Raw genomic sequence first — 25,774 nt, 5'->3', positions numbered from 1 at the left:
GCACTTTAAAGCCCAAACCACGACCCTCGTCAACGCCGGGGGAAGGGTTTCTTGATCGGCTCGGGCTCGCGATGCGATGCTGCTCGGGACGGCACGTTCCAGGAAACATCACCTCACGGGGAACACCGAGGCCCGGCGACCTACGGATCCCCGGAAATGCCGTAAACTTCCACGTTCGCCCTGAGCAGGGCAAGGATTACGCGAGGAGCACGAAACCGACCATGCGCCGCACCACCGACCCCGTACTCCAGCCGTCCGACGAGGTGGCCGAGGCTCTGGCCAACGGCGCGCCCGTGGTCGCGCTGGAGTCCACGATCATCTCCCACGGACTGCCGCAGCCGCGCAACCTGGAGGTGGCACGTGAGCTGGAGGGAGTCGTCCGCGCCGCGGGAGCCGTGCCGGCCACGATCGCCGTGCTGGACGGCGTGCCCAGGATCGGCCTGACCGAGGTGGAGCTGGAGCGCATCGCGACCGAGTCCGGGCTGCGCAAGCTGGGCCAGCGGGACCTGCCCGTGGCGGCGGCGCTGAAGGCCAGCGGCGCGACCACCGTGTCGGCCACGTCGTTCCTGGCCGCGCGCGCCGGGATCCGGGTGTTCGCCACCGGCGGGCTCGGCGGCGTGCACCGTGGCTGGACCGAGGATCAGGACGAGTCCGCCGACCTCGACACGCTGGCCCGTACCCGGATCACGGTCGTGTGCGCGGGCGTGAAGTCCATCCTCGACGTGCCGGCGACGCTGCAGCGGCTGGAGACCAGGGGCGTGAGCGTGGTGGGCTACCGCACCGACACCTTCCCCGGTTTCTACCTGCACTCTTCCGGTCAGCCGATCGACTGGCGGATCGAGTCGCCCGAGGAGGCCGCGGAGATCATGCGCGGCCAGGACGCGCTCGGCGGCCAGGAGACGGCGCTGATCGTCGCCAACCCTGTCCGCGAGGACCTGCAGCTCGACCCCGAGCTGCACGACCGCGTGCTGGCCGAGGCGCTGGCCGCCGCCGAGCGCGAGGGCGTCAAGGGGCAGGCGATCACCCCGTTCCTGCTGGGCTACCTGGTGAACGGCACCGGCGGCGCCTCCTTGGAGGCGAACCTGGCCGCCGTACGCGGCAACACCGCCCTGGCCACCCGGATCGCCCTTGCCTGGGCGCGACGGTGACATCTGAGGCCGCTGTGACGGACCGGGGCCTGCTGGTCATCGGTGACGTGGTCACCGATGTGGTGGCGTTGCACGGTTCGCCGGTCATGTCGGGCACCGACACGACCGCCGACATCGTGCTGCGCCCCGGCGGCTCCGGCGCGAACACCGCCGCCTGGGCCGCCTGCCTGGGCGCCGATACCCGCCTGCTGGCCAGGCTCGGCTACGACAGCAGCGACTGGCACACCGCCGAACTGGTCAAGGCCGGGGTGCGCCCCCACGTGACGGTGGATCCCGACCATCCCACCGCCGTGGTGATCGCGATGGTGGACAGAAGCGGCGAGCGTTCGATGCTCACCAACCGCGGCGCGGGCGGCCTGATCTCCGACGAGGACTGGGACCCCGCCCTGCTGGACGGCGTCGGCCGGCTCCATCTGTCCGGATACGTGTTCTTCACCGCACCTGGTCTGCGCCTGGCCAGGGTCGCCATGGCGGACGCGGCGGCCGCGGGCGTGGCGATCAGCGTCGACCCGGCCTCGACGGGACCGCTGCGGGACTTCGGCGTTGAACGTTTCCTGTGTGAGAGCGCCGCTGCCGACCTGGTCATCCCCAACCTCGACGAAGCCCTTCTGCTCACCGGTGCCTCAACCGCGGAGCGCGCCGCCGTACTGCTGAGTGAGAGAAATGGCACAGCGGTCGTGAAGCAGGGCGCCGAGGGCGCGCTGGCCGCCGTGGACGGCGCGATCGTGGCAACGGCCCCCGCTTTGCCCGCCGAGGTCGTAGACTCCACCGGAGCAGGTGACGCCTTCGCCGCGGGGTTTCTCACAGCAAGTTTGCAGGGGGTCGGCGAGCGGGGCGCTTTGGAGTCAGGTTGCCGTGCGGGTGCCGCATGTGTGGCCCAGGTGGGCGGCCGTCCACGGTACGGTTTGGATCTGAACCGTCTTTACCCAATTCACACTGATTGATAGCTTGCCGCGTAGGCTGCACCATTAGCCACATGCGTAACGGGCGCCACCACGCGGCTCACTGGGGAGGATAAGGTCCGCCGATGGAAGTCGAGTCATCGATCTGCCTGAGCGACCTAGTCCCTGCTCTGCGCTGGAGCCGACCACAGCAGGTGGCCGAGGCGCTGGGCGATCCGCGCCTGCCCGCGGGGTGGTGGTCCTCGCTCGCCCTGTCGAAGGCGCTCGGCATGGCGGGCCTCGACTGGATCTGCGAACGCCTCGCCAGGCTGGCCTTCTCTCGCTGGGACCACCTGCCGCTGATCGACCTGCTGCCCGCGCTGACGGTCCACCAAGTCGACCCGGCGTTGCCCGGCTGGCCCGAGGCCACCCGTACGGCGATCACCGGTCTCGGCGGCTGGCAGCGGCTGCGCCGCCTGTCCCCCAGCGACCTGAGCACCCCGTCCGCGACGCCCGAAGTCGTGATCGGCTCGATCTTCCGCGAGATCCTCGGCCGCATCCCCGTCCAGCGCCAGGCCGGACAGCCGGATCACCCGGAGGTGACGCGCCCGCTGCAGCGCGGCGCCACCCCCGCTCAGGACGAGACCAGAAGGACGGGGCCGGAGCCGCAGACCGGCTCGTTCGCCGCCCAGAGCGGTCCGTTCGCCCCCGCCCAGGGTGGTTCCCCCGCGGCGCGGCCGGAAGGCCCCGCGCGGCAACCGCAAACCGCCGGCCCCTTCGCCGCCGCCCAGGGTGACGGCCCGCCGCAACGCCAGAACGCCGGCTTCCCCGGCCAGCCGCCGGAGCGTCAGGCGACCCCCTTCTCTGCCGCGGATGCCGGCTCCCAGCACCAGACGGCGCCTCCATCGGACGGCGGGCGTCCGACCGGGTCCGTCCCCGCCCAGCAGGAGAGCGGCCCACAGCGTCAGGCGGGGTCTTTCCCGGCGCAGCCGGAGAGCGGCCCGCAACGCCAGGCGGGGTCCTTCCCCGCGCAGCCGGAGAGCGGCCCGCAACGCCAGACCGGCTCCGCGCAACCGGAGAGCGGCCCACAGCGCCACACCGGCTCCTTCCCCGCGCAACCGCAAGGCGGCGGCAGCCCGCGCCAGGGCCACGCTGGCGAGAGCGGCCTCCCCCAGCGCCCCGGTCAGCCCGAACGCCTCCCGCAGCGCCCCGCAGGCCCCCAGTCCGGCCGCCAGGACACCGGCTCCCTGCCCCGCATCCCGAGCTCGGGCGGGCCCGTTCCCGGCGGTCCGAGCACCGGGTCGTTCCCGGCCATCCCGGGCGGTCCGAGCACCGGGTCGTTGCCAGCCGTCCCCGGCGGTCCCAGCACCGGGTCGTTGCCAGCCGTCCCCGGCGGTCCCAGCACCGGGTCGTTCCCGGCCGTCCCCGGCGGTCCGAGCACCGGATCGTTGCCCGCCGTCCCTGGGGGGGACGCCTCCAAGGGCGGCGCCCCGCGGACTCCCGCGTACCCGACGCCCGGCACGGCATCCGCCGGCCCCGTGCCGTCCGACACCGACCACGCCATGGTTCGAGTGGTGGACAACCTGTTCCGCGGCCTGGACAAACTCGAGCTGGCGGTGGCCGTGCACCGGCTGTTCGCCGAGGACCCGGTCAGCCTGCGCACCCTCGCACACAAGATGCTGGTCGACCGGGATGCGCTCTCGCATGCCCAGCGCACCGCTGAGGAGCGTGTGCTGCACTGGCTGCGCTCGTCGGAGTCCGCCCCGGTCACGGGACACATGTTCCGCCTGACCGAGTGGCTCGGCGCCGCCGCCACGGAAGACCAGCTCATCGGCGCCGACCCGGCCCACCCGGTGACGGTGCCGTCGCTGCGTACCCCGCTGTGGCGGGTGCTGGTCACGCTCATGCCCGACCGGCGCCTCCAGGACGGCTGGCTGGTGGTGGGCGATATCCACGGCCTGCAGGCCCGTACGCGGCAACTCCTGGCCTCCAGCCCGCCCGACGCCGACGTCGTCGAGCTGATGGCGGAGCTGGGCATCCGCGCCCACTCGGCCAAGGCGTGGCTCGACGCCCTGCCCTCCGAGACCGCGCCCGACCCGGTCGCCTCGTCGCCGTCACCGGCCCAGCCTCTGCCTCGCCGCACCCCGGGCGCCAACGGCCACCACCACCGGGGCGGCCAGCCCATCCCGCCCGCGACCACCGCTTCCATCGACCCGTCCGCCGCTCTGGCCACGCTGTCGGCGCTGTCGAGCGGCCGTTCCGGCATGTTGCCCGTGGCGGGCGCCCCGGCCACCCCGCCCCCGCCGCTGCCGAGCCCATCCTCGGACCCGCGCCGCTGGCAGCGCATCGAGGTCACCCCCGAGCACCTGCGCGGCGGCCCTGTGCCGGTGCCCGAGGGCTACGCCGCGCAACTCGGCATGCGTCCCGGCACCCTGCTGTCGGTCACCGGTCCCGGCGACAACGCCATCGTCCTGGTCTGGCAAGGTCACCAACCGGTCTTCGACTCGCTCCAGCCGGTGCTCATGCGGCTGAACGCGCGCCCGGGCGACCAGGTGTACGTCACGGTGGACGGCTATCGCCTGGAAGCCCAGCTGACCGCCTGAGCGCTCACCACGGCCATCGGGTCCGGTGCGCACGTAACGGCGCCCGGCCCCGTGCGGGGTCAGAGGGCGTTTTCCTGGAGGCCCCCGGCCACGTGCGGCGGGTGGCGGTCCACGTGGCGAAGCCGTACAAGATGGGGTGGATCGGAAAGCCCGCGTCTGGGGAGCTGCGGCCGCCGACGCGCGCTGTCGACCCCAGCGGCCAAGGCGCGTAGCCGTGCCATGAGACGAGCCACAGCCCGGCACGACGCAGAAGCACCGAACCACGCCCCGCACGAAGCCACACGGCCGCGTGACGCAAGGTGCGAGATCGGCCGCACTGCCGAAGCGCGAACAACAAGCGGCGCAACGGCTGCACGGGCCCCGGCCCGCACAAAGCCAAACCACCAAGCCAGCGCCAGGCCAGCGTGCGACCAACGCGGGCCAGCACACGATCGGCATAGGCCGACACGAGACGCCACGGGCGAGCACGGGCACGGATCAGATGGGCAGGGCAGCACGGACACGGCCAGCACGACGCAGACGGACACGGGGCAGCACGGACACGTCCGGCACGGGCCAGCCAGCACGAGGCAGACGGGCACGGGGCAGCATGGGCACGGGGCAGACGGGCACGGGGCAGACGGGCACGGGGCAGCATGGGCGGGGCAGCATGGGCGGGCCAGCATGGCCAGCACGGGCACGGACCAGACAGGCCGGGCTGGCACGGGCGGGCCAGCACGGGACCGGCACGGGACCGGCACGGGACCGGCACGGGACCGGCACGAGGCCGGGTCACGGACGCGGCGGTCGATAGGTGGGCGGTCGATAACACGAGCGGCCGTTCGGCGCGGGAGGTGCGCCCGTCACGGGGCGTCGAAGAGGTGGAGGCGGTGGGCGGTGGCAGCGGCCTCGCCGCGGGTGGCGGCCCCGAGCTTGGCCAGGATGTTCGATACGTGCACGCTCACCGTCTTGACCGAGATGAACAGCGCCTCGGCGATCTCCCGGTTGCTCCGCCCGTTCGCCACTTCGCGCAGCACCTCCAGCTCCCGCGCCGTCAAACCCAGTGTCGGCTGCCCGTCCGCGGCCGACTCCTCGGAGCCCCCGATCCTGGCCCGCCGTCCGAAGACGTCGATCTGCTCCAGCAGCGGCGTGGCCCCAAGGTGCGCGGCCAGCTCCCGCGCCCGCGTCAGCCGCACGGCCGCCTCCTGCCGGTCCCCGGTCGCCAGCGCCGCCTGCGCGGCCCCCAGCGTGCTCCTCGCCTCCGTGTACGGCTGTCGCAGCGCCGCCCACGCCCCCGCCGCCAGATCCCATGCCTTGACCTGCCAGGCGGCCAGCTCCGCTGCGTCCTCGATCGGGGTCTCCGGCCCGGTCAACGCGCTGAACGTGAGCCGGTGCGCCTGCTGCAGATCCCCCACGACCGCGAGCCCCTGCCCCAGCGCCCGCAGCCGCGGCAGGAGCGCCAGACCGAACTGCGCGAGCGGGCCGGAAGCGTGCGCCGCACCCACGCCCGCGGCGGAGCCGGACTGAGCGCCCGCGGCGGAGCCGGACTGAGCGCCCACGGCGGAGCCGGACTGAGCAGCGCCCCCGCCGGTGCCCGACTGAGTAGCGTCCACACCGGCACCGGACTGGGCGAGACCGGCGGTGGACCAGGAGCGCAGCGCGGGCGGCACGACGGCCAGCAGGAGCCGGGCGAAGGTCACCAGCACCGGCCAGACATAACGCGGGCTGGACACCAGATCGCGCTCCTCCAGCACACGCGCCGCCACGCGTACCGCCTCCTCCATCTGACCCCGCCCCTGCAGCAGCTGCACCTCCCTGCACAGATGCGGCAGCACCGTCTGATCCCGGTAGGTCCCCCGCGACAACACGCTGCGCGAGGCCCCCAGCATCTGCTCCGCCCGGTCGAACTGCCCACGTGCGAGGGCGATGTCCGTGACGAATCCCTGCAGGCTGGCCCGGTAGGGAGCCGGCGGTGTGAGGTCGAGCGCGTGCTCGATGACCTGGAGCGCCTCGTCCCACCGCCCGAGTGACACCAGCGGCTCGGCCAGGTTGATCGCCAGGAACGTGCCCGACGTGCGGGCCAGGCCGTAGTGGGCGGCCTCCTCGGCGCCGTCCCTGGCGACCTGGGCGGCCCGCTCGTGCCAGCCCGCGCCCTCCAGCGCGTCGGACTCGGAGATGGCCCAGCGCATCAGCGCGTTGTACGCGCCCCCGCCGGCGGCGATGCCTCGCGCCTCGGCGAAGGCCGCCATCTGGGCCTCGACCTCGGAATAGCCGAAGCGCGCCCAGGCGAGATTGATGAGGGCGTGCGCCTCGACGTTGGCGTCGCCCACCTCCCGGGCGATCTGCCTGGCCTGCTCGGCCGTGGCGATCTTCTCCGGCCAGTCCTCGGGCCCGTGGAGCATGCGTGACAGGGTCTCGAGCACCTGCCCGCGGAGCTTGCTCGGCGGGTCGGCGGGCACCAACGCGGCGGCGCGGCGCAGGTCGTCGAGGTAGCCGGAGCGTCCCAGGTCGTAGCGGGTCAGCCCGCGCTGGCGCAGCACGACGGCGGTCCTGATCGGGTCGGCCTCCTGGTCCAGCTCGGCCAGCGCGGCGCTGGCCAGGGCGATGGACCGCTCGTACTCGCCGGCGAGGTGAGCCACCGTGGCGATCTGCTTGAGCACGTCGAGCCGGTCGCAGCCGATGCGCTCGGCCGCGTCGGGCACCTGGTCCCACAGCTCCAGCACCCTGGACAGCATGCCGAGCTGCTCGTCGTAGGCGGTGGACTTGCGGGCGGCGGCGGCCGCGTGCCATGCGCTGACCAGCGCCCAGGTGGAGTCGTGGGCGGAGTGCCAGTGGTGGGCCAGCTCGATCGCGCCGCGCGGGGCGGGCAGGATGGACAGGTCGCGCTCCAGCGCTTCGGCGTAGCGCACGTGCAGGCGGGTGTGCTCGCCGGGCAGCAGGTCGTCGTGGAGCGCCTCGCGGATGAGCGCGTGCCTGAAGCTGTAGCCCTCGCCGTCGACCACCAGCACGTTGCCGGCCACGGCGGGCCGCAGCGCGCGCGAGAGCGCGCTCTCGTCGAGCCCGGCGACCGCGGAGAGCAGGTCGTGCTCGAGGCGCTGGCCGCCCGCGCTGGCCACGCGCAGCAGCTCCTGGGTCTCCTCCGGCAGCCGCTCGACGCTGGCGAGCAGCAGGTCGCGCAGCGACTCGGGCAGCGCGTCGCCGCCGCCGGCCTCGCTGAGCAGCGCCTCGACGAACAGCGGGTTGCCTTCGCTGCGCGCGTAGATCAGGTCCATGTCGGCGGGGGACGGCTCCCGCTCCAGGATGCTGGCCGCCTGGGCGACCGCCTCCCTGCGGGTCAGCCTGCGCAGGTCGGCCCTGGCCACCCACTCCACCCGGCTCAGCTCGGCGAGCATCGGCCGCAGCGGGTGGGTGCGGTGCAGCTCGTCGGTGCGGTAGGTGACCACGATCAGTAACCGGCCCGCGGTGCGCTGGTAGCGGACCAGGAACGACAGCAGGTCACGGGTGGACCGGTCGGCCCAGTGCGCGTCCTCGACCACGAGCACGACGGCGCGCTCCTCGGCCAGCCGCTCCAGCAGTCCCAGCACCAGCTCGAACAGTCGGGCCCTGGCCTCAGGGCCGTCCTTGTCCGGCTCGCCGAACTCGGGCAGCAGCCGCGCCAGACCGCCCGTCGCGCCTCCGGGCACGAGCGCCGCGACCCCGTCGCGGCCCAGCTCCCGCACGAGCCCGCGCAGAACGGCGGTGAACGGCGCGAACGGCAGGCCCTCCGTGCCCAGCTCCAGGCAGCCGCCGACGAGCACCCTGGCGTCGTCGGCCCGGCCGGCGAACTCGCCGACCAGCCGCGTCTTGCCGACCCCGGCCTCGCCGCCGACCAGCACGGTGGACGGCACCCCGGCACGCGCTCTGGCCAGAGCGTCTCCGAGCACGGCGAGCTCGCGGGCACGCCCCACGAACAAGGGGCTCACGGCGTGGATACTCACGTAGGCAAGGATGCCATCCGTCTCCGACAGAAGTTCCGGCCCGCCAGCCCTTGAGACGGCCGCGCTCTGGTGGCAGCCCTGGCCGGCGGCCGGCGCCGGATGCGGGAAGCAGGAGCTAGCGCAGCACCTTGCGGAAGAACGTGGCCGAGGCCTCGTATCCGAGCGCGTGGTAGAACTCCGGCGCCCGTCGCGTCGCCATGGCCACGTATCCCGCCTGGCGTGAGCGGGCCCACCGCTCGAACTCCTCCAGCAGCGCCCGCCCGAGCCCCTGCCGGCGCGACCCCGGCTGGACCATCGCCTCCTCGACCCAGGCGACGGGCCCGTTCGCGAACAACGTCAAATGCACGAACCCCAGCAGGTAACCGTGGACGTGCCCGTTCACGACGGCCGTGAGCAGCAGGGCGTCGTGGTTCGCCAGCAGCTCGGGCAGGGCGGCGTCGAAAGCCTCGCGCTCGGGCCGGAACGTCAGCCCGAAGTCGCGCGCCAACGCGAACACCTCGTCCGCGTCCGACTTCTCCGCCCTCCTGATGAGAAGATCGTCAGCCGTCATGAGCAATGACACTAGACGGTGCTGCATCGCCTGCGCAAATACCCCCTACAGGTCGCCGAGGCCGAGCTGGCGGGCGATGAGCATACGCTGGACCTCGCTCGTGCCCTCCCCGATCTCCAGGATCTTGGCGTCGCGGTAGAAGCGGCCGACGGGGAACTCATTCATGAACCCGTACCCGCCGAACACCTGCGTGGCCTCGCGGGAGTTGTCCATGGCCGCGTTGGACGCCACCAGCTTGGCGATCGCCGCCTCCTTCTTGAACGGCTGCCCGGCCAGCATGCGCTCGGCCGCGTGGTAGTAGGCCAGACGGGCGGTGTGGGCCCGCGCCTCCATGTCGGCGATCTTGAACTGGATGGCCTGGTAGTGGCCGATCGGATGGCCGAACGCCTTCCTGTCCCTGACGTGCTTCAGGCACTCGTCCACGCAGCCCTGGGCCAGTCCCACGCTGAGCGCGGCGATCGCGATGCGGCCCTCGTCCAGGATCTGGAGGAACTGCGCGTAGCCGCGGCCGCGGCCGCCGAGGAGGTTCCCGGCGGGCACGCGGCAGTCGGCGAAGGACAGCTCGCGGGTGTCGGAGGCGTTCCAGCCGACCTTGGAGTACTTCTTGGAGACGGTGAAGCCCGGGGTGCCGCTGGGGACGAGGATCGTGGAGATCTCCCGTTCGCCGGTGAGCGCGGCCACGCCGACGACGCTGGTGATGTCAGTGCCGGAGTTCGTGATGAACGCCTTCGTCCCGTTGATCACCCATTCCGCGCCGTCCAGCACGGCTGTGGTCCGCATCCCGCCCGGCACGTCCGTGCCGCCGCCCGGCTCGGTCAGGCCGAAGGCGCCCAGCTCGGCGCCGGAGGTGAGCCTGGGCAGCCAGTGTGCGCGCTGCTCCTCGGTGCCGAACCGGTAGATCGGCATCGCGCCCAGCGACACCGCCGCCTCCAGGGTGATCGACACGCTGGAGTCGACGCGGGCCAGCTCCTCCAAGGCCAGGCACAGGGCGAAGTAGTCGCCGCCCATCCCGCCGTACTCCTCGGGGAACGGCAGGCCGAACAGACCCATCGCGCCCATCTGACGCACGATGTCGTACGGGAACTCCTCGCGCTCGTAATAGTCGCCGATCACGGGCGCCACCACGTCGCGGGCGAACGCCTCGACCGTCTTGCGCAGCTCTTCGTACTCGTCCTTGAGCATGTCAGCCTTTCGACAGCGCTTATTTCGACAGGGCCTATTTGGACAGGGCCTGCACGACGCGGGATGGGCTGGGCCGGCCGAGCAGCTCCGCCAGCCAAGTGCTGGTGGCGACGAGCTTGCCCAAGTCCAACCCGGTCTCGATGCCGAGTCCGCGCAGCATCCACACGAGATCTTCGGTGGCGAGGTTGCCGGTGGCGGACTCGGCGTATGGGCAGCCGCCGATGCCGCCCGTGGAGGCGTCCACGGTGGTCACGCCCGCCCGCAGCGCGGCCAGCGTGTTGGCGAGCGCCTGGCCGTAGGTGTCATGGAAGTGCACGGCGAGCCGGTCCGGCCGGCGGAACGCCTTGATCAGCGCCGTCACGTGGCCGGGCGTGCCGACGCCGATGGTGTCGCCGAGCGACAGCTCGTAGCAGCCGAGTCCGAGCAGCCGCTCGCCGACCGTGACCACCTGAGAGATCGGCGTCGGCCCCTCCCAGGGGTCGCCGAAGCACATCGACACGTACGCCCGCACCTTGACCCCGTTGTCCACCGCCCTGGCGACGACCGGCTCGAACATCTCGAACTGGCTCTCCAGGCTCCGGTTGAGGTTCTTGGCCGCGAACGTCTCGGTGGCGCTGGCGAAGATCGCGATCTCGTCCACGCCCCGGTCGAGCGCCCGGTCCAGGCCGCGCAGGTTCGGGACCAGCACCGGGTAGCGCACGCCCGGCCTACGGTGCAGCCTGGTGAGCAGCTCGTCGGAGTCGGCCAGCTGCGGCACCCACTTCGGGTGCACGAAGCTGGTCGCCTCGATCACCTTGTGCCCCGCGTCCGCGAGCCGGTCGATGAACTCGGCCTTGACCTCGACGGGCACGACCGCGGACTCGTTCTGCAGCCCGTCGCGCGGCCCGACCTCGTAGATCGTGACCTGCTGCGGAAGGCCTTCCATCGGGTACGGCATCACGCCTCCTCGCTGGTAACCACGGCCAGGACGGCGTCCATGTCGACCGGCCGGCCGGGCTCCACGGACAGCTCGGAGACCACGCCGTCGCACGGGGCGGTGACCGTGTGCTCCATCTTCATCGCCTCCACGATGACCAGCGGCTGCCCCTCGCTCACCCGCTCGCCGACCTGCGCCTTGACGACCAGGACGGTGCCCGGCATGGGGCTCCTGACCACGCCGTCGCCGGCCGCCGCCGCGCCTGGGCGGTCGCCGGGGTCGCCGATGAGGTGACGGGTGAACGCCCACGCCCGGCCGTCCTTGCCGAGCCAGAGCGTGTCGGCGTCACGGACATGTAGGTAGTGCTCGGTACGGCCGCCGACGCTGACCGCCAGCCCGGCCTGTTCACCGCTGCCCTTCCGGATCCGCGCGGCCACCCTCTCACCGTTGATCAGGACTTCGGCGGACTCTTCGGGCAGGCCGCGCACCTGGACCGCGTGCACGCCGTCCCGGGACTCCAGCCGCCAGGTCGTCCACGCGGGCTCGCCGACGCGCCAGCCGTCGGTGACCTCCCACGGGTCGTCGCCCTGCGGGAGGGCGTGGAAGACCAGCGCGGCGGCGGCGAGCACCTCGTCCGGCACCTCAACGCCGGGAATCAGGCCCGGGAGGACGCGCTCGACCAGGCCGGTGTCCAGCTCGCCCGCCACGACGCCCGGGTGGGCGGCCAGAGCGCGCAGGAACGGGACATTGGTGACCACGCCCAGGACGGCCGTGCCGGCCAGGGCCCGATCGAGCGCCCCGAGCGCCGCCTCCCTGTCCGGCGCCCAGGCCACGACCTTGGACAACATCGGGTCGAACTCGCTGCCCACGACCCCGCCCTCGACCAGCCCGGAGTCCACCCGCACGACCGACGCGGCCGCCCTGCGCCAACCGGCCTGAGCCGGCCCGCCCGAGCCCCCCGCCGGCGGCCCGAGCGGCGCGTCGCCAGGCGCGCGGGACGGGTCGCCAGACGACGTGTGCGAAAGGCCGCCAGGCGCGCGGGAAGGGTGCCCAGGGGCGCGCGAAGGAACGCCGCCGGGAGGGAGATGACCTGGTTCACGGAGGAGAAGGACGCGGCCCCCTGTGGGGAGGAAGCCGCGGGCCGGGTCCTCGGCGTACACCCGGGCCTCGACCGCGTGCCCGTCGAGCCGGACGTCCTCCTGCGAGAACGGCAGTCGCTCCCCCGCAGCCGCCCGCAGCTGCAGCTCCACCAGGTCCACACCGGTCACCAGCTCCGTGACGGGGTGCTCGACCTGCAGGCGCGTGTTCATCTCCATGAAGTGGTAGGCCCCGGTGGCGCCGTCCACGATGAACTCGACCGTGCCGGCGCCGACGTACCCGACCGCCCGCGCGGCCTCTACCGCCGCCGCCCCCATCCGGGCGCGCATCGGCGGCGTCACGAAGGGCGACGGCGCCTCCTCAATGATCTTCTGGTGCCTGCGCTGCAGGCTGCATTCGCGCTCGCCCAGGTGCACGACGTTGCCGTGGCCGTCGGCCAGGATCTGGATCTCGATGTGGCGGGGGCGCTCGACGAACCGCTCGATCAGCAGGGTGCCGTCCCCGAAGGCGGCCCGTGCCGTACGGCGGGCCGACTCCAGCGCGTCGGGCAGCTCAGCGGCCGACCGCACCAGCACCATGCCCTTGCCACCGCCGCCGGCGGACGGCTTGATGAGCGCGGGGAAGTCCCGCCAGCTCTCCAGCGCCTCGTCCGGCTCGGCCGCGCCCGGCACCACTGGCACTCCGGCGGCCGACACGGTGGCCTTGGCGCGGATCTTGTCGCCCATCGCCTCGATGGCCTCGGCCGGCGGGCCGACGAAGACCAGCCCGGCCGCGGCGCACCGCCGCGCGAACGCGGCGTTCTCGGCGAGAAACCCGTATCCGGGATGGATGGCTTGCGCCCCGGAATCCCGAGCCGCCCCCACAATCGCCTCAATATCGAGATATTTCGGCACCTGGAGGGCTATGTCGGCTTCGAGCACGTGCTTGGCGCCCGCGTCGGACGCCGTGTGCACGGCCACCGATGTCAGGCCGAGCCCGCGCAAGGTGCGGACGATCCGTACGGCGATCTCGCCCCTGTTGGCGATGAGAACACGGTCGAACAACATGGTCACATCCGTCACATCCGAAAGATGCCGTAGCCTGCGGGCTCGAGCGGGGCGTTGGCCGCGGCGGACAGCGCCAGGCCGAGAACGGTGCGGGTGTCGAGCGGGTCGATCACGCCGTCGTCCCAGAGCCTGGCCGTGGAGTAGTACGGGTTCCCCTGGTGCTCGTACTGGGCCCTGATCGCATCGGCGTCGGCGTTGCCGACAGTGGTGAGGACGTTCGCGGCCTGCTCTCCGCCCATGACCGAGATGCGGGCGTTCGGCCACATCCACAGGAACCTGGGCGCGTACGCCCGCCCGGCCATCGCATAGTTCCCGGCCCCGAACGACCCGCCGATCACGATCGTGAACTTGGGCACTCGCGCGCAGGACACGGCCGTGACCATCTTGGCGCCGTGCTTGGCGATGCCGCCCGCCTCGTACGCCTTGCCGACCATGAACCCGCTGATGTTCTGCAGGAAGACCAGGGGGATGCGGCGCTGGTCGCACAACTCGATGAAGTGCGCGCCCTTCATGGCGGACTCGCTGAACAGGATGCCGTTGTTCGCCACGATCCCCACCGGGTGGCCGTGAACGTGGGCGAACCCGGTCACGAGCGTCGAGCCGTACTCCGCCTTGAACTCCAGGAAACGCGAGCCGTCCACGATCCTGGCGATCACCTCGCGCACGTCGTACGGCTGCCGCGTGTCGCCGGGAACGATCCCGTACAGGTCGCGCGGGTCGTGCCGGGGAGGCTCCGGCGCGATCGTCTCCCACGGCCGAGGGGGGCGCGGGGCCAGCGTGGAGACGATGTCGCGGACGATGGCGAGGGCGTGGGCGTCGTCCTCGGCCAGGTGGTCGGTGACGCCGCTGACCCGCGCGTGCAGGTCGCCGCCGCCTAGCTCCTCGGCCGTGACCTCCTCGCCGGTGGCCGCCTTCACCAGCGGCGGGCCGCCCAGGAAGATCGTGCCCTGGCCGCGCACGATGACGGCCTCGTCGCTCATCGCGGGCACGTACGCGCCGCCCGCCGTGCAGGAGCCGAGCACCGCGGCGATCTGCGGGATGCCGCGAGCCGACATCGTGGCCTGGTTGTAGAAGATGCGCCCGAAGTGCTCGCGGTCCGGGAACACCTCATCCTGCTTGGGCAGGAACGCTCCACCGGAGTCCACGAGATACACGCACGGCAGGTGGTTGTGCAGGGCCACCTCCTGCGCGCGCAGGTGCTTCTTGACGGTGATCGGGTAGTAGGTGCCTCCCTTGACGGTGGCGTCGTTGGCGACGATCACACATTCGCGGCCGGAGACCCGGCCGACCCCGGTGATGATCCCGGCGGCGGGCGCCTGGTCGTCGTAGAGGCCGTTCGCGGCCAGCGGCGACAGCTCCAGGAAGCGGGAGCCCGGGTCCAGCAGGCCGTCGACGCGGTCGCGCGGCAGCAGCTTGCCGCGCTCGACATGCCGCTGCCGGGACCGCTCGGGGCCGCCGAGCGCGGCGACGGCGAGGCGTTCGAGCAGCTCGGCGGCGAGCCGCTCGTTGAGCTCGGCGTTGTGTTTGTACGCCTCGCTCCCCGGGTCGGCGACCGACTTCAGCACCGGCCAGTCGCTGCTCATGAGTCCCCTCTCATGGCACGGATGTTAGTCATCATTAACGTAGCCGTCTAGTATGTGAGACGTGACCACGGCTCCCACCACCTCTACCCGCCCTCGGCGCAACAGGCGCGCGGAGATCCTGGACGCGGCCGCCCGGCTGTTCGCGGCACGCGGCTTCCACGGCGTCTCGATCGAGGACATCGGCGGCGCGGTGGGCGTCTCGGGTCCGGCCCTCTACCGGCACTTCAGGGGCAAGGACGCGTTGCTCGCCGAGATGCTCCTGGACATCAGCTCGCGGCTGCGCGAGTCGGCCGTCGCGGTCGCCACGTCCGCCCCGGACCCGCGGCAGGCCCTCGACGCATTGCTCAACGTGCAGATCACGTTCTCCATCGAGCAGCCGGCGCTGATCACCGTGCACGACAGGGAGCTGAGCAACGTGCCCGAGCCGCAGCGGCGGCAGATCAGGCGACTGCAGCGGCTTTACGTCGAGGAGTGGGTGACCGTGCTGGCCGAGCTGCACCCCGGGTGCCCGGCGGCCCGCCTGCGCGCCGCCACCCACGCCGTCTTCGGCCTGCTCAACTCGACCCCGCACAGCGCGGGCGAGCTGCCGGGCCGGGACATGCGGCCGCTGCTGCACGCGATGGCGAAGGCGGCGATCGCCGCCGTTGTTAGCGAACGCTAACTCATCTGCTTCGTCCATAAAGGCCTTGTTGGCCCAACTATCTAGATATATCGTCACGGTATCTCGATAGTTGGAGGACGTCATGCGAGATCCAGATTTCTGGGACGCCCCGCCGCCCCCTGCCCCTCCCACTCCCCCGTTCCCGCCGGGCCCGCCGGGCCCGCCGGGCCCACCGGGCCCACCGGGCCCACCGCCCGGCCCGGAGAGGTTACGGCGGGCGGCGTTCGGGCCTGACCACCCGTTCGCACCGCCTGCGCCGGAGTTCGGCGCGATGATCCACTGGGAGGCGCCCGCTCCGCGCGTACGCCGCGGCGACGTCCGGGCGGCCCTGCTGGCCCTGCTCCTGGAGGGGCCGCAGAACGGCTACCAGATGATCCAGGACATCGAGCAACGGAGCCGCGGCGTGTGGCGCCCCAGCCCCGGCTCGGTCTACCCGGCGCTCCAGCAGCTGGAGGACGAGGGGCTGGTGACGGCGAACGAGTCGGGCGGCAGCCGCACGTACCAGCTGACGGAGGAGGGCCGCGAGCAGGCCGCCCGGCACGCCGAGGAGGCGCCGTGGGAGGAGGTCGCGAGGTCGGTTTCGGACGACCGCCACGAGCTGCGCCTGCTGTGGGCCCAGCTCAACGAGGCCTTCGCCCATCTGGTGCGCACGGCCGGGGACCGGCAGGTGGAGGAGGCCAAACAGTTGATCAAGAAGACCCGCAAAGCCGTTTTCCAGATTCTGGCGGAGGACTGATGAGCGGCGAACCGGCCGTCGCCGTACGGGGCCTGAGGAAGACGTACGGGAAGGTCGAGGCCGTCAAGGGCGTCGACTTCGAGGTGCGTCCCGGTGAGGTGTTCGGCTTCCTCGGCCCGAACGGCGCCGGCAAGACCACCACCATCAGCATGCTCTGCACCCTGGTCAACCCCACCGGCGGCAGCGCCACCGTGGCCGGGCACGACGTGGTGCGCGAGCGTGACGAGGTACGCAGGAACATCGGCCTCGTCTTCCAGGACCCCACCCTCGACGGCTACCTGAGCGCCGAGCAGAACCTGCGTTTCCACGCCGAGCTGTACGGCGTGCCGAAGGACGTCGTCGGCGACCGCATCCGCCAGGTGATGGAGATGGTCGCGCTGTGGGACCGCAAGGACGCCAAGGTCATGACCTTCTCCGGCGGCATGAAGCGCCGGCTGGAGATCGCCCGCGGCCTGCTGCACTCCCCGCGGGTGCTGTTCCTGGACGAGCCGACCGTCGGCCTGGACCCGCAGACCCGCTCGGCCATCTGGGGGTACATCAACCAGCTGCGCCTCACCGAGGACATCACCATCTTCATGACCACGCACTACATGGACGAGGCCGAGTACTGCGACAGGATCGCCATCATCGACCACGGCGAGGTCGTGGTGATCGACTCGCCTGAGGCGCTGAAGGCCAGCGTCGGCAAGGACCGCGTGCAGATCCACACCCTCGATGATGCCAAGGCCATCGAGGCGTTGCGGGAGCAGTTCGGGCTGGAGGCGGCCGTGCGCGAGGGGGCGGTGACGTTCGCGGTCGCGTCGGGCGAGGAGTTCGTGCCCAGGCTGTTCGCGGAGCTCGGCATGCCGATCAAGGCGGTGAGCGTGGCGCGGCCGTCCCTGGACGACGTGTTCATGTCGTACACCGGCTCCACGATCCGCGACGCCGAGGCGGGCGACGGCAACATGGCCTTCATGCGCGCGATGGCGAGGCGATGACGTCATGGCTACTGAGGCGATAAGCGTCCGGGTGCCCGCGCGCAGTGCCGGGCACGACCTGCGGGCTATCAAGATCGTTCTCCACCGGGAGATCCTGCGCTTCGTCAACGACCGCACCCGTATGCTCTCGATGCTGGTGCAGCCCGTGCTGTGGCTGTTCGTCATGGGCACGGGGCTGGGGTCGCTGGTGCAGGGCTCGATCCCTGGGATCGACTTCCGGACGTTCATGTATCCCGGCATGATCTCGATGACCGTGATCATGACGGGCATGTTCTCGGCCGGGTCCATCGTGTGGGACCGCGAGTTCGGCTTCCTGCGGGAGATGCTGGTCGCACCGGTCTCCCGCGGGGCGATCGTGGTCGGCAAGTGCCTGGGCGGCGCGCTCGTCGCCACCGCGCAGGGCATCATCATCCTCGCCATGGCGGGGCTGGTGGGGGTGCCCTACTCGCCCGTGCTGATGGTGACGCTGCTGGCCGAGATGTTCCTGGCGGCGTTCACGATCACGGCCTTCGGGGTGATGCTGGCCGCGCGGATGAAGAACATGCAGACCTTCTTCGGGCTGATGCAGATGGCGATCATGCCGATGATGTTCCTGTCGGGGGCGATGTTCCCGCTGGCGAACCTGCCCTCGTGGCTGCACGTGCTGACCGTGGTCAATCCGATGACGTACGCGGTGGATCCGATGAGGCAGGCGGTCTTCGCCCATCTGGACGTGCCGCCGCAGGTGAACGCGATGCTCAACCCGGGGGTGCAGTGGTTCGGCTACCAGGTGCCGGTGCCGCTGGAGCTGGGGGTCGTGGCGGCGCTGGGTGCCGTGCTGCTGGGGATCGGGATCGCGGAGTTCCGGCGCGCGGAATAGGACGGGCTTTCGGGTTCGGGCTGCGGTCGATCATGTACGGAGGGTAACTTTCCTGATGCGCCGCGCGGCTTTCTGTCTCCCTCCGCTCGAAAAGGAGCACACCCGATGATGTTCGATCTCCGAGCCAAGTGTCGTGAGCTCGATGTCCGAGTCGCAGCGCTGGAGAAGGCTACTGTTAGTGGCGTGCCTGGCAACAGCATCGCCGAACGCTTCGACGGGCTCCACAACCGTGTCAGCCTCGTCGGGCAGAACATCCTCGCCAAGATCGACGAAAAGGCAGCCGAAATCACGACGCAGATGAGCAAGGGTTTCAGCGATGTCGATCAGCGGATGAGCAAGGGGTTCAACGATGTCGATCAGCGGATGAGCGAAGGCTTCAGCACCGTCGATGAGGAGATCCGCGACATGAGTCGGCGGATCGACGGCTTGACGACGGCAACAGCGTCGAGGCTGGATCGAGTCGACGGCGACATCTCGAGAGTCGAGTTGCGGCTCGACAAGGTCAACGTCCGGCTGGACCAGCACGATGGGCGGTTCCAGCACCTCGAAGCGCTCATCGAGAAGCAGGCCCGCGAGGTGAACCAGCGGTTCAAGTCCGTGGACGAGCGGTTCAACGCCGTGGACAAGCAGTTCGACGCGGTGGACAAGCGGTTCAACGCGGTGGACAAGCGGTTCAACGCCGTCGATGGCGAGATCGCCGACATCAAGACCATCCTGGTCCGCATCGAGAGCAAGCTGCCCGACCAGCAGGTCAACTAAGCCGGGCAAAGCTGAGGCCCGGGGTGGTGTGCCCCGGGCCTCAGCTCATTTCATGACTTTCAGCGCTTCACGCGGACATAGTCCTTGCGGCTGCTGGAGCCGTAGGTGTCCTCGTCACCGCCGAACACGAACCTCCAGTGCCCGGAGTTCCAGGCCTTGACCTTGGTGTAAAGCCGCCCGCTGTCGCTGGACCAGAACGACTTCACGTACTGCCACTTCTTCGACTTGAGCGGCTTGAAGAACAGCGCCACCTTGCCCGAGTAGCCCTCCCAGGACCCCTCGTCGTCGATCTGCAGCTTGCCCGTGAACTTCAGGTACCTACCGCGCTTGATCGGCTCAGGATAGGCGTTGAACTTGAACAGCCGCGTGTCCGCCTTCTCCACGGGCGGCGGGGCGGGCTGCTCGACCGTGACCCAGTCGCCCGCGCTGACCGAGCCGTTGACGCCGCGTGTGCCCGCGTACTCGGCGCGCCACCAGCCGGAGGTGGCTGCCTCGGCGGAGGCCCAGAAGCGGCCGTGGCGGCCGGTCACGTCACTGGTGACGTACTCCCACCTGGACGAGCCGCCGGCCTTGAAGAAGATCGACACGCGCTCGCCGGCCACGCCGCCGCGGCCCTCGACCAGCAGGGCGCCGGTGAAGGAGAGCTTGTCGCCCTTGTCCACGGGCTCGGGCCTGGCGTCGAAGCCGACGATCTTGCTACCGAGGTTGCGGCGCTTGACGTCGACCCGGTCGGCGTCGCTGACGGAGGGCTTGGCCGCCGACGTGCCCGCGAACTCGGCCCGCCACCAGCCGGTGGCGTTGGCCCGCACGGTGGCGCCGAACCATCCGCCGCGGCCGGTCGTCACCTTGGTGACCTCGCGGTAGGTGTCGGAGCCGCGCTCGCGGAAGGTGATCGAGACGCTCTGACCGGGGTAGCCCTCGCCGTCGGCCAGGAGCCGGCCGGAGACCTTGATCAGGTCACCCCGGTCGACGAGGTCCGGGCGGGCGTCGAAGTCGACGATCTTGGTGTCGAGCACCTTCTTGACGACGACCTCGAACGTGCCGCTGCGGGAGGCGTCGCCATCGCCCTGGGCGAGGGCGCGCCAGCTCCACTTGCCGGCGTTCGCGGAGTCGAAGGACTTGGTGCCGGTCCACTTCGTCCAGGTGCCGTGCGGGGACGGCGTCAGCGTGACGGGCGACTCGACGCTCACCTCGCCGGGCGGCTTGAGCATGAGCTCCGCCTTCCCCGCGTTCTTGGTGAGGAAGCTGAACGTCGCCGTGACCGCGCCCTTGGTGACGTCGATCGGCGGGCTGGGACTGATGCCCACGGGAGTGAGGATGGGTGCCGGGGCCGCCGTCGCGGCGGTCGGTGCGAGGGCTACCAGGGCCCCCGCGCCGACTATGACGGCGAGGGCGGCGACACGGATGCGTTGTAACATGTGGGTTCCTTTCTGGAGACCCCTGTCGTCCAACGCGGCATTGAGGGTGCCACGTGTGTCATCTCAGTAGACGTGCACACGGCCGAGAAAGTTGTGGATACTGACAAACCGTTATTGATCGGGGTCAATAACACCGGTCCACAACATGTCACCGGCGTCCAGCAGACGGCAGCGCCGATCAAAGACATAATCGATGGTGTGGCGCGCGACACTGTTGAGACTCATTTCACCCAGACGGTTGCAACGCTGACGGCAGGTCCCGCGCGAGATCCCGGTCTGCCGGTCCGCGCGGGCACGACGCTGACCGGCGAGCAGTGCAGGTCGCTGTTCCGCCGCCAGCTCGAGAGCCGCCTGCTCGACATCGCCGCCCGCTGGCTGCGCGAGCAGGACGAGGGCTTCTACACGATCGGCTCGGCCGGCCACGAGGGCAACGCCGCCGTCGCCGCCGCGCTGCGGCCCGGTGACCCCGCGTTGCTCCACTACCGTTCCGGCGCGTTCTACCTGACCCGGTCGGAGCAGGCCGAGCGGGTCCCCGAGCAGGGCATCAGAGATGTGCTCATGGGCGTGGCCGCATCGGCGGAAGAGCCGATCGCGGGCGGCAGGCACAAGGTGTTCGGCCACCCCGACCTGGCCGTCATCCCGCAGACCTCGACGATCGCCAGCCATCTGCCCAGGGCTGTGGGAGTGGCCTTCGCCATCGAGCGGGCCAGGGCCCTCGGCACGCCCTCCCGGTGGAAGCAGGACGACGCGATCACGGTGTGCAGCTTCGGCGACGCCTCGATCAACCACGCGAGCGCGCTGTCCGGCTTCAACACCGCCTCCTATGCGACCTTCCAGGGGCAGCCGCTGCCGATCCTGTTCGTGTGCGAGGACAACGGCATCGGCATCAGCGTCCGCACGCCCAAGGGCTGGGTGGAGGCGGCCGCGCGGCGTCCTGGCATCGAATACTTCGCCGCCGACGGCTGCGACCTGGCCGACGCCTATGACGTCGCCGTACGCGCCGTCGAGCACGTGCGCACCCACCGCTCCCCCGCGTTCCTGCACCTGTCCATGGTGCGGCTGATGGGGCACGCCGGGTCGGACGTCGAGGTGGCCTACCGCACGCAGCGCGAGATCAGGGCCGACCTCGAGCGCGACCCGCTGGTGCGCACGGCGGCGCTGCTGGTCGAGGCGGGACTGGAGACTCCGGAGGAGCTGCTCAAGACCTACGAGTCCATGCGCGAGCACGTGCTGCGCATCGCGCTGGAGACCACGCGCAGCCCGCGGCTGGGCACCGCCAGGGAGATCATGGAGCCGATCGCGCCGCGCAATCCCGAGCTGATCGCCAAGATCAGCCCGATGGCGGCGTCGGGTCAGGCCAGGGAAAAGGCGTTCGCCGGGTCGCTGCCGGAGAACGACAAGCCGATGACGCTCTCGATGGCGATCAACCGTACGCTGGCCGACGCGCTGACCGTCTACCCGGACATGACGGTGTTCGGCGAGGACGTCGCGAAGAAGGGCGGTGTCTACGGCGTAACCCGGGGGCTGCAGAAGCGGTTCGGGGCGGCGCGGGTGTTCGACACGCTGCTGGACGAGCAGGCCATCCTGGGGCTGGCGCTCGGCGCCGGCGTGTCCGGCCTGCTGCCCGTCCCGGAGATCCAATACCTGGCTTACCTGCACAACGCGCTCGACCAGATCCGCGGCGAGGCGGCCACGCTGTCGTTCTTCTCGCGCCACGCCTACCGCAACCCGATGGTGGTGCGGGTGGCCGGCTACGCCTACCAGAAGGGGTTCGGCGGGCATTTCCACAACGACAACGCGATCGCCGCGCTGCGCGACATCCCGGGGCTGGTCATCGCCTCGCCGTCGCGGCCGGACGACGCGGCCGCGATGCTCCGCACGTGCCTGGCGGCGGCTCAGACGTGCGGGTCGGTGTGCGTGTTCCTGGAGCCGATCGCGCTCTACCACACGCGGGATCTGTTCGACGACGGCGACGGGGGGTGGCTGTCGCCCTACGTGCCGCCCGCGCGGTGGGCGGAGACACACGTGCCGATCGGGCGGGCGCGCTCCTACGGCGACGGGCGCGACCTGACGATCGTGACGTTCGGCAACGGGCTGCGGATGAGCCTGCGGGCCGCCGTGCGGCTGACCCAGGAGGGATACGGCTGCCGCGTCCTCGACCTGCGCTGGCTGGCGCCGCTGCCGCTGGACGACCTGCTGCGGGCCGCCGAGCTGACGGGCAAGGTGCTGATCGCCGACGAGACCCGGCACACCGGGGCCGTCTCGGAGGGCATCATGGCCGAGCTGGCCGACGCCGGATACACCGGGTCGGTGGCCCGGGTGACCTCGGCCGACAGCTTCATCCCTCTGGGAGCGGCGGCCGATCACGTGCTGCTGTCGGAGGAGGAGATCGAGCAGGCGGCACGCAAGCTCCTCGGCTGAGGCCCGTGCGCCTCTCGCCGTGCTGCGGGTGAGAGCTTGTGCGAATGTCCGGGACTAGAGCGGATTCATGAGATATCCACCGAAGACCGCGGCGGTGAGCGACACCAGGAAGAAGAAGAACACGTAAAAGCCGCCCGGCAGGAACGTCAGCCGCGCCAGCTGGTCGGCGTCGGAGTCCCTCGCCTGCCGCCTGCGCCGCTTCTGCTGCAGCTCGATGATCGGCCGGATCCCGCCCAGCAGCAGGAACCACACCGCGACCAGGGCGACGACCTGCTGGATCTCGGCGGCCGCGTACATGATCAGGGCGAACACGGCGCCGCCCGTCGTCAGGAGGATCAGCGCGCCGTAGAGGTTGCGGATCAGCAGCAGCATGCAGACCAGGAACAGCAGGACGGTCCAGATCAGCAGCGTGATGCGCCCCTGCGCGGTGAGCCAGGCGGCGGCCAGACCGAGCAGCGGCGGCGCCAGATAGCCCGCCAGCGCGGTCAGGATCATGCCGGGCCCGGTGGGCCGGCCCCTGGTCAACGTCACGCCGGAGGTGTCGGAGTGCAGGCGGATGCCTTCGAGTTTGCGCCGGGTGACCAGTGCCATCAGCGCGTGGCCGCCCTCGTGGGCGATCGTGATCAGGCCCCGGGACAGCTGCCAGGACATGCGGAAACCGACGATCACGAGCGCGACCAGAGCCGAGACCACCACGACCCAAGGGTCGGGGTCAGGCTGAACCTTGATCAGGTGGGCCCAGAAGTTGTCCATCGAGGAGAAACCCTATCCGGGCAAAGACTCGGCCGCGGCCACAGAACAACATTCTGGCCGGGTATGGACCACGGGCAGGTAGTCCGGGATGGATGGCGAAATCGACGCACAGTTCAGATTCGACGACAATCTGAATTGTCCGCCATCACGACAGGCTCGAGGTCCGGCACTGGTCGCGGCCGACCGCACGCGGTGCCCTTCGGGTGGACGCCGATATGGCGCAAGACCATCAGGGGCCGGACCGCGCAGCAACTCGGCCCCGCACAGCAGTCGTTCGGGAGTGTGAACATGGCCAGGGTCAGAGGTTTCAGGCGCAGCGGCGAGGCCCGCGAGGAGGCGCCCGAACACTCGATGGACCCACGCGCCGCAGAAGAGCGTCCGTACCGGCCGACGGTCATCGACAACGCGATCTACCAGGACGGTGAGCGCGTCGACAACCCCGGCTCGCTGGCCGACGCCTTCGAACGCCTCAAGGAGATGCCGGGCAGCATGGCCTGGATCGGGCTGTACCGGCCCAAGGAGTGGGAGCTGGTCAAGCTCGGCGAGGAGTTCGAGCTGCACGAGCTGGCGCTGGAGGACGCCATCGTCGGCTCTCAGCGACCCAAGGCCGACCGCTACGGAGACACGCTGTTCGTGGTGCTGCGCGCCGCCCGCTACCTGGACGACGTGGAGGAGGTCGCCTTCGGCGAGGTACACGTCTTCATCGGCCCCAACTTCGTGATCACCGTACGGCATGCCGAGGCGCCCGATCTGCACGCGGTGCGCAAGCGCATGGAGTCCGACCCCGACCTGCTCCGGCAGGGCCCGCAGGCGGTGCTCTACGCGATACTCGACGCCGTGGTCGACGGCTACGCGCCGGTGGTGGCCGGGCTGCAGAAGGACATCGAGGAGATCGAGGTCCAGGTCTTCGGCGGGGACCCGTCGGTGTCGCGCCGCGTGTACGAGCTGTCCGGCGAGGTCATCGAGTTCCAGCGAGCCACCGCGCCACTGGTCGGGATGATCCACGGCCTCATCGCGGGGGCCGCGAAGTACGGGGTCAACGACGAGCTGCAGAGCTACCTGCGTGACGTGGCCGACCACGCGATCACGGTCGCGGAGCGGATCTCGGCCTTCCGGCAGATGCTGCAGAACATCCTGGTCGTCAACTCGACACTGGTGACGCAGGCGCAGAACGCGGAGATGGCGCGCATGACGGAGGCGAGCATCCAGCAGGGCGAAGAGGTCAAGAAGATCTCCGCCTGGGCGGCCATCCTGTTCGCGCCGACTTTGGTGGGGACCATTTACGGGATGAATTTCGATTTCATGCCGGAAACCCACTGGGCGTTCGGCTATCCGTTCGCGATCCTGCTCATGGCCGTCGTCTGCCTCGTTCTCTACGTGGTCTTCAAACGGCGGGATTGGCTCTAGTATGCACGTTCATGATCAATCGTGTATTAGCGGGGACGGCCGCCGGCCTGGCGCTGTTTTCCGGTGCGGCGGCGCACGCCGAGCCGATCAAGGGCGCCCCTGAGCTGACCCACAACGAGCTCTACAAGGCGGCCAAGCTCCCGAAGGTTTCCTGCAAGCTGAGCAAGGGCACGAGCTCCGCCTCGACCAGGAAATACGTCACCAAGCTTGTCGGCTGCCTGAACACGGCGTGGAAGCCGGCCATCAAGGATTTCAAGCCGGTCGAGGTGACATTCAAGGGGACCTCTGACAAACGGTCCTGCTCCACCGGCATGGACCTCTCCGGCTCCATGTCGGAGATCTGCGCCACCACCATCAGCGTGCGGCTGGCCGATGACTGGATCAAGGCGAAGGACGATCTCAAGGTTTTCACGTCCATCGTCAGGACGTGGAGCGGGGTCGTCACCGGCCAGACCGGCATCGGCGAGGCATGGTGGTCGCTGGAGAACGGCGCCGTGGAATCCGTCATGGATGAGCACAACCGCCGGTATTACCTGCAGATCGACTGCTTCGCGGGGGTCTCGGCGAAGAGCGTGGGGCGGGTGGTCAAGGACTGGAAGCCCGTCATCAAGGTGCCGGACTTCTGGAAGAACCGATTCCACGGCACGACCGCCAACCGCCTCTCCTGGATCAAGAAGGGGTACGAGTCGGGCCGGCCGGGCGCGTGCAACACCTGGACGGCAGCCGCTTCCAAGGTCGCGTGACAGGGCGATGGCGTCTATCGGGAAGTCGAGTAATGATCGCCATGAGGCGCGACACCGGTTCCGGTTCCGCAAAGGAG

19 protein-coding genes are annotated in these 25,774 nt (G+C 70.6%); 11 read left to right on the top strand and 8 right to left on the bottom strand.

Features of this window, described 5'->3' with window-relative positions:
• Positions 1–221: 221 nt before the first annotated feature.
• The 3 genes from OHA25_RS30000 to OHA25_RS29990 all read left to right on the top strand — a co-directional run bounded on the left by OHA25_RS30000 (position 222) and on the right by OHA25_RS29990 (position 4,632).
• Entirely contained in the window at positions 222–1,148 is a 927-nt protein-coding gene (locus OHA25_RS30000) for a pseudouridine-5'-phosphate glycosidase (RefSeq protein WP_327590790.1), read from the top strand.
• 14 nt (positions 1,149–1,162) lie between these two features.
• Positions 1,163–2,092, top strand: coding sequence for a carbohydrate kinase family protein (locus OHA25_RS29995; protein ID WP_327590789.1), 930 nt, complete (start codon positions 1,163–1,165; stop codon positions 2,090–2,092).
• 83 nt (positions 2,093–2,175) lie between these two features.
• Complete coding sequence (locus tag OHA25_RS29990) at positions 2,176–4,632, top strand: hypothetical protein (protein ID WP_327590788.1); 2,457 nt, start codon at positions 2,176–2,178, stop codon at positions 4,630–4,632.
• 842 nt (positions 4,633–5,474) lie between these two features.
• Here OHA25_RS29990 and OHA25_RS29985 read toward each other — a convergent pair.
• The 6 genes from OHA25_RS29985 to OHA25_RS29960 form a co-directional block, all read right to left on the bottom strand.
• A complete protein-coding gene (locus tag OHA25_RS29985; RefSeq protein WP_327590787.1) occupies positions 5,475–8,588 on the bottom strand; it encodes a helix-turn-helix transcriptional regulator in 3,114 nt (1,037 codons plus the stop codon).
• Between the two features lie 115 nt (positions 8,589–8,703).
• Entirely contained in the window at positions 8,704–9,138 is a 435-nt protein-coding gene (locus OHA25_RS29980) for a GNAT family N-acetyltransferase (RefSeq protein ID WP_327590786.1), read from the bottom strand.
• A gap of 45 nt (positions 9,139–9,183) precedes the next feature.
• Positions 9,184–10,320 carry an acyl-CoA dehydrogenase family protein gene (locus tag OHA25_RS29975; RefSeq protein ID WP_327590785.1) on the bottom strand — a complete coding sequence of 379 codons (1,137 nt, stop codon included), beginning with the start codon at positions 10,318–10,320 and terminating at the stop codon, positions 9,184–9,186.
• A gap of 34 nt (positions 10,321–10,354) precedes the next feature.
• Complete coding sequence (locus OHA25_RS29970; RefSeq protein WP_327590784.1) at positions 10,355–11,257, bottom strand: hydroxymethylglutaryl-CoA lyase; 903 nt, start codon at positions 11,255–11,257, stop codon at positions 10,355–10,357.
• Positions 11,257–13,380, bottom strand: coding sequence for an acetyl/propionyl/methylcrotonyl-CoA carboxylase subunit alpha (locus OHA25_RS29965; protein WP_327591063.1), 2,124 nt, complete (start codon positions 13,378–13,380; stop codon positions 11,257–11,259). Before OHA25_RS29965 ends, OHA25_RS29970 begins: the two co-directional genes overlap by 1 nt.
• A gap of 11 nt (positions 13,381–13,391) precedes the next feature.
• The gene (locus tag OHA25_RS29960) at positions 13,392–14,963 is read right to left on the bottom strand and encodes a carboxyl transferase domain-containing protein (RefSeq protein WP_327590783.1); all 1,572 of its coding nucleotides are present in this window, start codon (positions 14,961–14,963) and stop codon (positions 13,392–13,394) included.
• Between the two features lie 61 nt (positions 14,964–15,024).
• Here OHA25_RS29960 and OHA25_RS29955 point away from each other — a divergent pair, with 61 nt between their 5' ends.
• From OHA25_RS29955 to OHA25_RS29935, 5 genes are all read left to right on the top strand, one after another.
• Positions 15,025–15,624 carry an SACE_7040 family transcriptional regulator gene (locus OHA25_RS29955; protein ID WP_327590782.1) on the top strand — a complete coding sequence of 200 codons (600 nt, stop codon included), beginning with the start codon at positions 15,025–15,027 and terminating at the stop codon, positions 15,622–15,624.
• An 82-nt stretch (positions 15,625–15,706) separates the two neighbouring features.
• Positions 15,707–16,360 (top strand): PadR family transcriptional regulator, encoded by a 654-nt coding sequence (locus tag OHA25_RS29950; protein WP_327590781.1) that lies wholly within the window; start codon positions 15,707–15,709, stop codon positions 16,358–16,360.
• Complete coding sequence (locus OHA25_RS29945) at positions 16,360–17,337, top strand: ATP-binding cassette domain-containing protein (RefSeq protein WP_327590780.1); 978 nt, start codon at positions 16,360–16,362, stop codon at positions 17,335–17,337. Before OHA25_RS29950 ends, OHA25_RS29945 begins: the two co-directional genes overlap by 1 nt.
• Before the next feature lie 4 nt (positions 17,338–17,341).
• Positions 17,342–18,196, top strand: a complete 855-nt coding sequence (locus OHA25_RS29940; RefSeq protein WP_305921834.1) for an ABC transporter permease — start codon at positions 17,342–17,344, stop codon at positions 18,194–18,196.
• A 183-nt stretch (positions 18,197–18,379) separates the two neighbouring features.
• Entirely contained in the window at positions 18,380–18,955 is a 576-nt protein-coding gene (locus OHA25_RS29935) for a hypothetical protein (RefSeq protein ID WP_327590779.1), read from the top strand.
• Between the two features lie 59 nt (positions 18,956–19,014).
• Here the strand turns inward: OHA25_RS29935 and OHA25_RS29930 are convergent, their stop codons facing one another.
• Positions 19,015–20,373, bottom strand: coding sequence for a hypothetical protein (locus OHA25_RS29930; RefSeq protein WP_327590778.1), 1,359 nt, complete (start codon positions 20,371–20,373; stop codon positions 19,015–19,017).
• Positions 20,374–20,571: 198 nt separating this feature from the next.
• Between OHA25_RS29930 and OHA25_RS29925 the strand changes: the two genes are divergently transcribed.
• Positions 20,572–22,794, top strand: a complete 2,223-nt coding sequence (locus OHA25_RS29925; protein ID WP_327590777.1) for a thiamine pyrophosphate-dependent enzyme — start codon at positions 20,572–20,574, stop codon at positions 22,792–22,794.
• Positions 22,795–22,848: 54 nt separating this feature from the next.
• Here OHA25_RS29925 and OHA25_RS29920 read toward each other — a convergent pair whose 3' ends face one another.
• Positions 22,849–23,547, bottom strand: coding sequence for a M50 family metallopeptidase (locus OHA25_RS29920; RefSeq protein WP_327590776.1), 699 nt, complete (start codon positions 23,545–23,547; stop codon positions 22,849–22,851).
• Positions 23,548–23,835: 288 nt separating this feature from the next.
• On the opposite strand from OHA25_RS29920, the gene corA reads away from it, so the two are divergent.
• Positions 23,836–24,954, top strand: a complete 1,119-nt coding sequence (gene corA / locus OHA25_RS29915) for a magnesium/cobalt transporter CorA (protein WP_327590775.1) — start codon at positions 23,836–23,838, stop codon at positions 24,952–24,954.
• An 11-nt stretch (positions 24,955–24,965) separates the two neighbouring features.
• A complete protein-coding gene (locus tag OHA25_RS29910; protein ID WP_327590774.1) occupies positions 24,966–25,697 on the top strand; it encodes a hypothetical protein in 732 nt (243 codons plus the stop codon).
• Positions 25,698–25,774 lie beyond the last annotated feature (77 nt).

Source organism: Nonomuraea sp. NBC_00507 (assembly GCF_036013525.1).
In the GTDB taxonomy this organism is placed as follows: domain Bacteria; phylum Actinomycetota; class Actinomycetes; order Streptosporangiales; family Streptosporangiaceae; genus Nonomuraea.
The sequence above is the reverse complement of the archived record's forward strand: the minus strand, read 5'-3'. Positions and strand labels throughout refer to the sequence as shown.

Coding starts and splice junctions, on each gene's coding strand:
- OHA25_RS30000 (WP_327590790.1), top strand. CDS start 222: ATGCGCCGCACCACCGACCCCGTACTCCAGCCGTCCGACGAGGTGGCC.
- OHA25_RS29990 (WP_327590788.1), top strand. CDS start 2,176: ATGGAAGTCGAGTCATCGATCTGCCTGAGCGACCTAGTCCCTGCTCTG.
- OHA25_RS29980 (WP_327590786.1), bottom strand. CDS start 9,138: ATGACGGCTGACGATCTTCTCATCAGGAGGGCGGAGAAGTCGGACGCG.
- OHA25_RS29975 (WP_327590785.1), bottom strand. CDS start 10,320: ATGCTCAAGGACGAGTACGAAGAGCTGCGCAAGACGGTCGAGGCGTTC.
- OHA25_RS29970 (WP_327590784.1), bottom strand. CDS start 11,257: ATGCCGTACCCGATGGAAGGCCTTCCGCAGCAGGTCACGATCTACGAG.
- OHA25_RS29965 (WP_327591063.1), bottom strand. CDS start 13,380: ATGTTGTTCGACCGTGTTCTCATCGCCAACAGGGGCGAGATCGCCGTA.
- OHA25_RS29960 (WP_327590783.1), bottom strand. CDS start 14,963: ATGAGCAGCGACTGGCCGGTGCTGAAGTCGGTCGCCGACCCGGGGAGC.
- OHA25_RS29950 (WP_327590781.1), top strand. CDS start 15,707: ATGCGAGATCCAGATTTCTGGGACGCCCCGCCGCCCCCTGCCCCTCCC.
- OHA25_RS29945 (WP_327590780.1), top strand. CDS start 16,360: ATGAGCGGCGAACCGGCCGTCGCCGTACGGGGCCTGAGGAAGACGTAC.
- OHA25_RS29940 (WP_305921834.1), top strand. CDS start 17,342: ATGGCTACTGAGGCGATAAGCGTCCGGGTGCCCGCGCGCAGTGCCGGG.
- OHA25_RS29930 (WP_327590778.1), bottom strand. CDS start 20,373: ATGTTACAACGCATCCGTGTCGCCGCCCTCGCCGTCATAGTCGGCGCG.
- OHA25_RS29920 (WP_327590776.1), bottom strand. CDS start 23,547: ATGGACAACTTCTGGGCCCACCTGATCAAGGTTCAGCCTGACCCCGAC.
- corA (WP_327590775.1), top strand. CDS start 23,836: ATGGCCAGGGTCAGAGGTTTCAGGCGCAGCGGCGAGGCCCGCGAGGAG.
- OHA25_RS29910 (WP_327590774.1), top strand. CDS start 24,966: ATGATCAATCGTGTATTAGCGGGGACGGCCGCCGGCCTGGCGCTGTTT.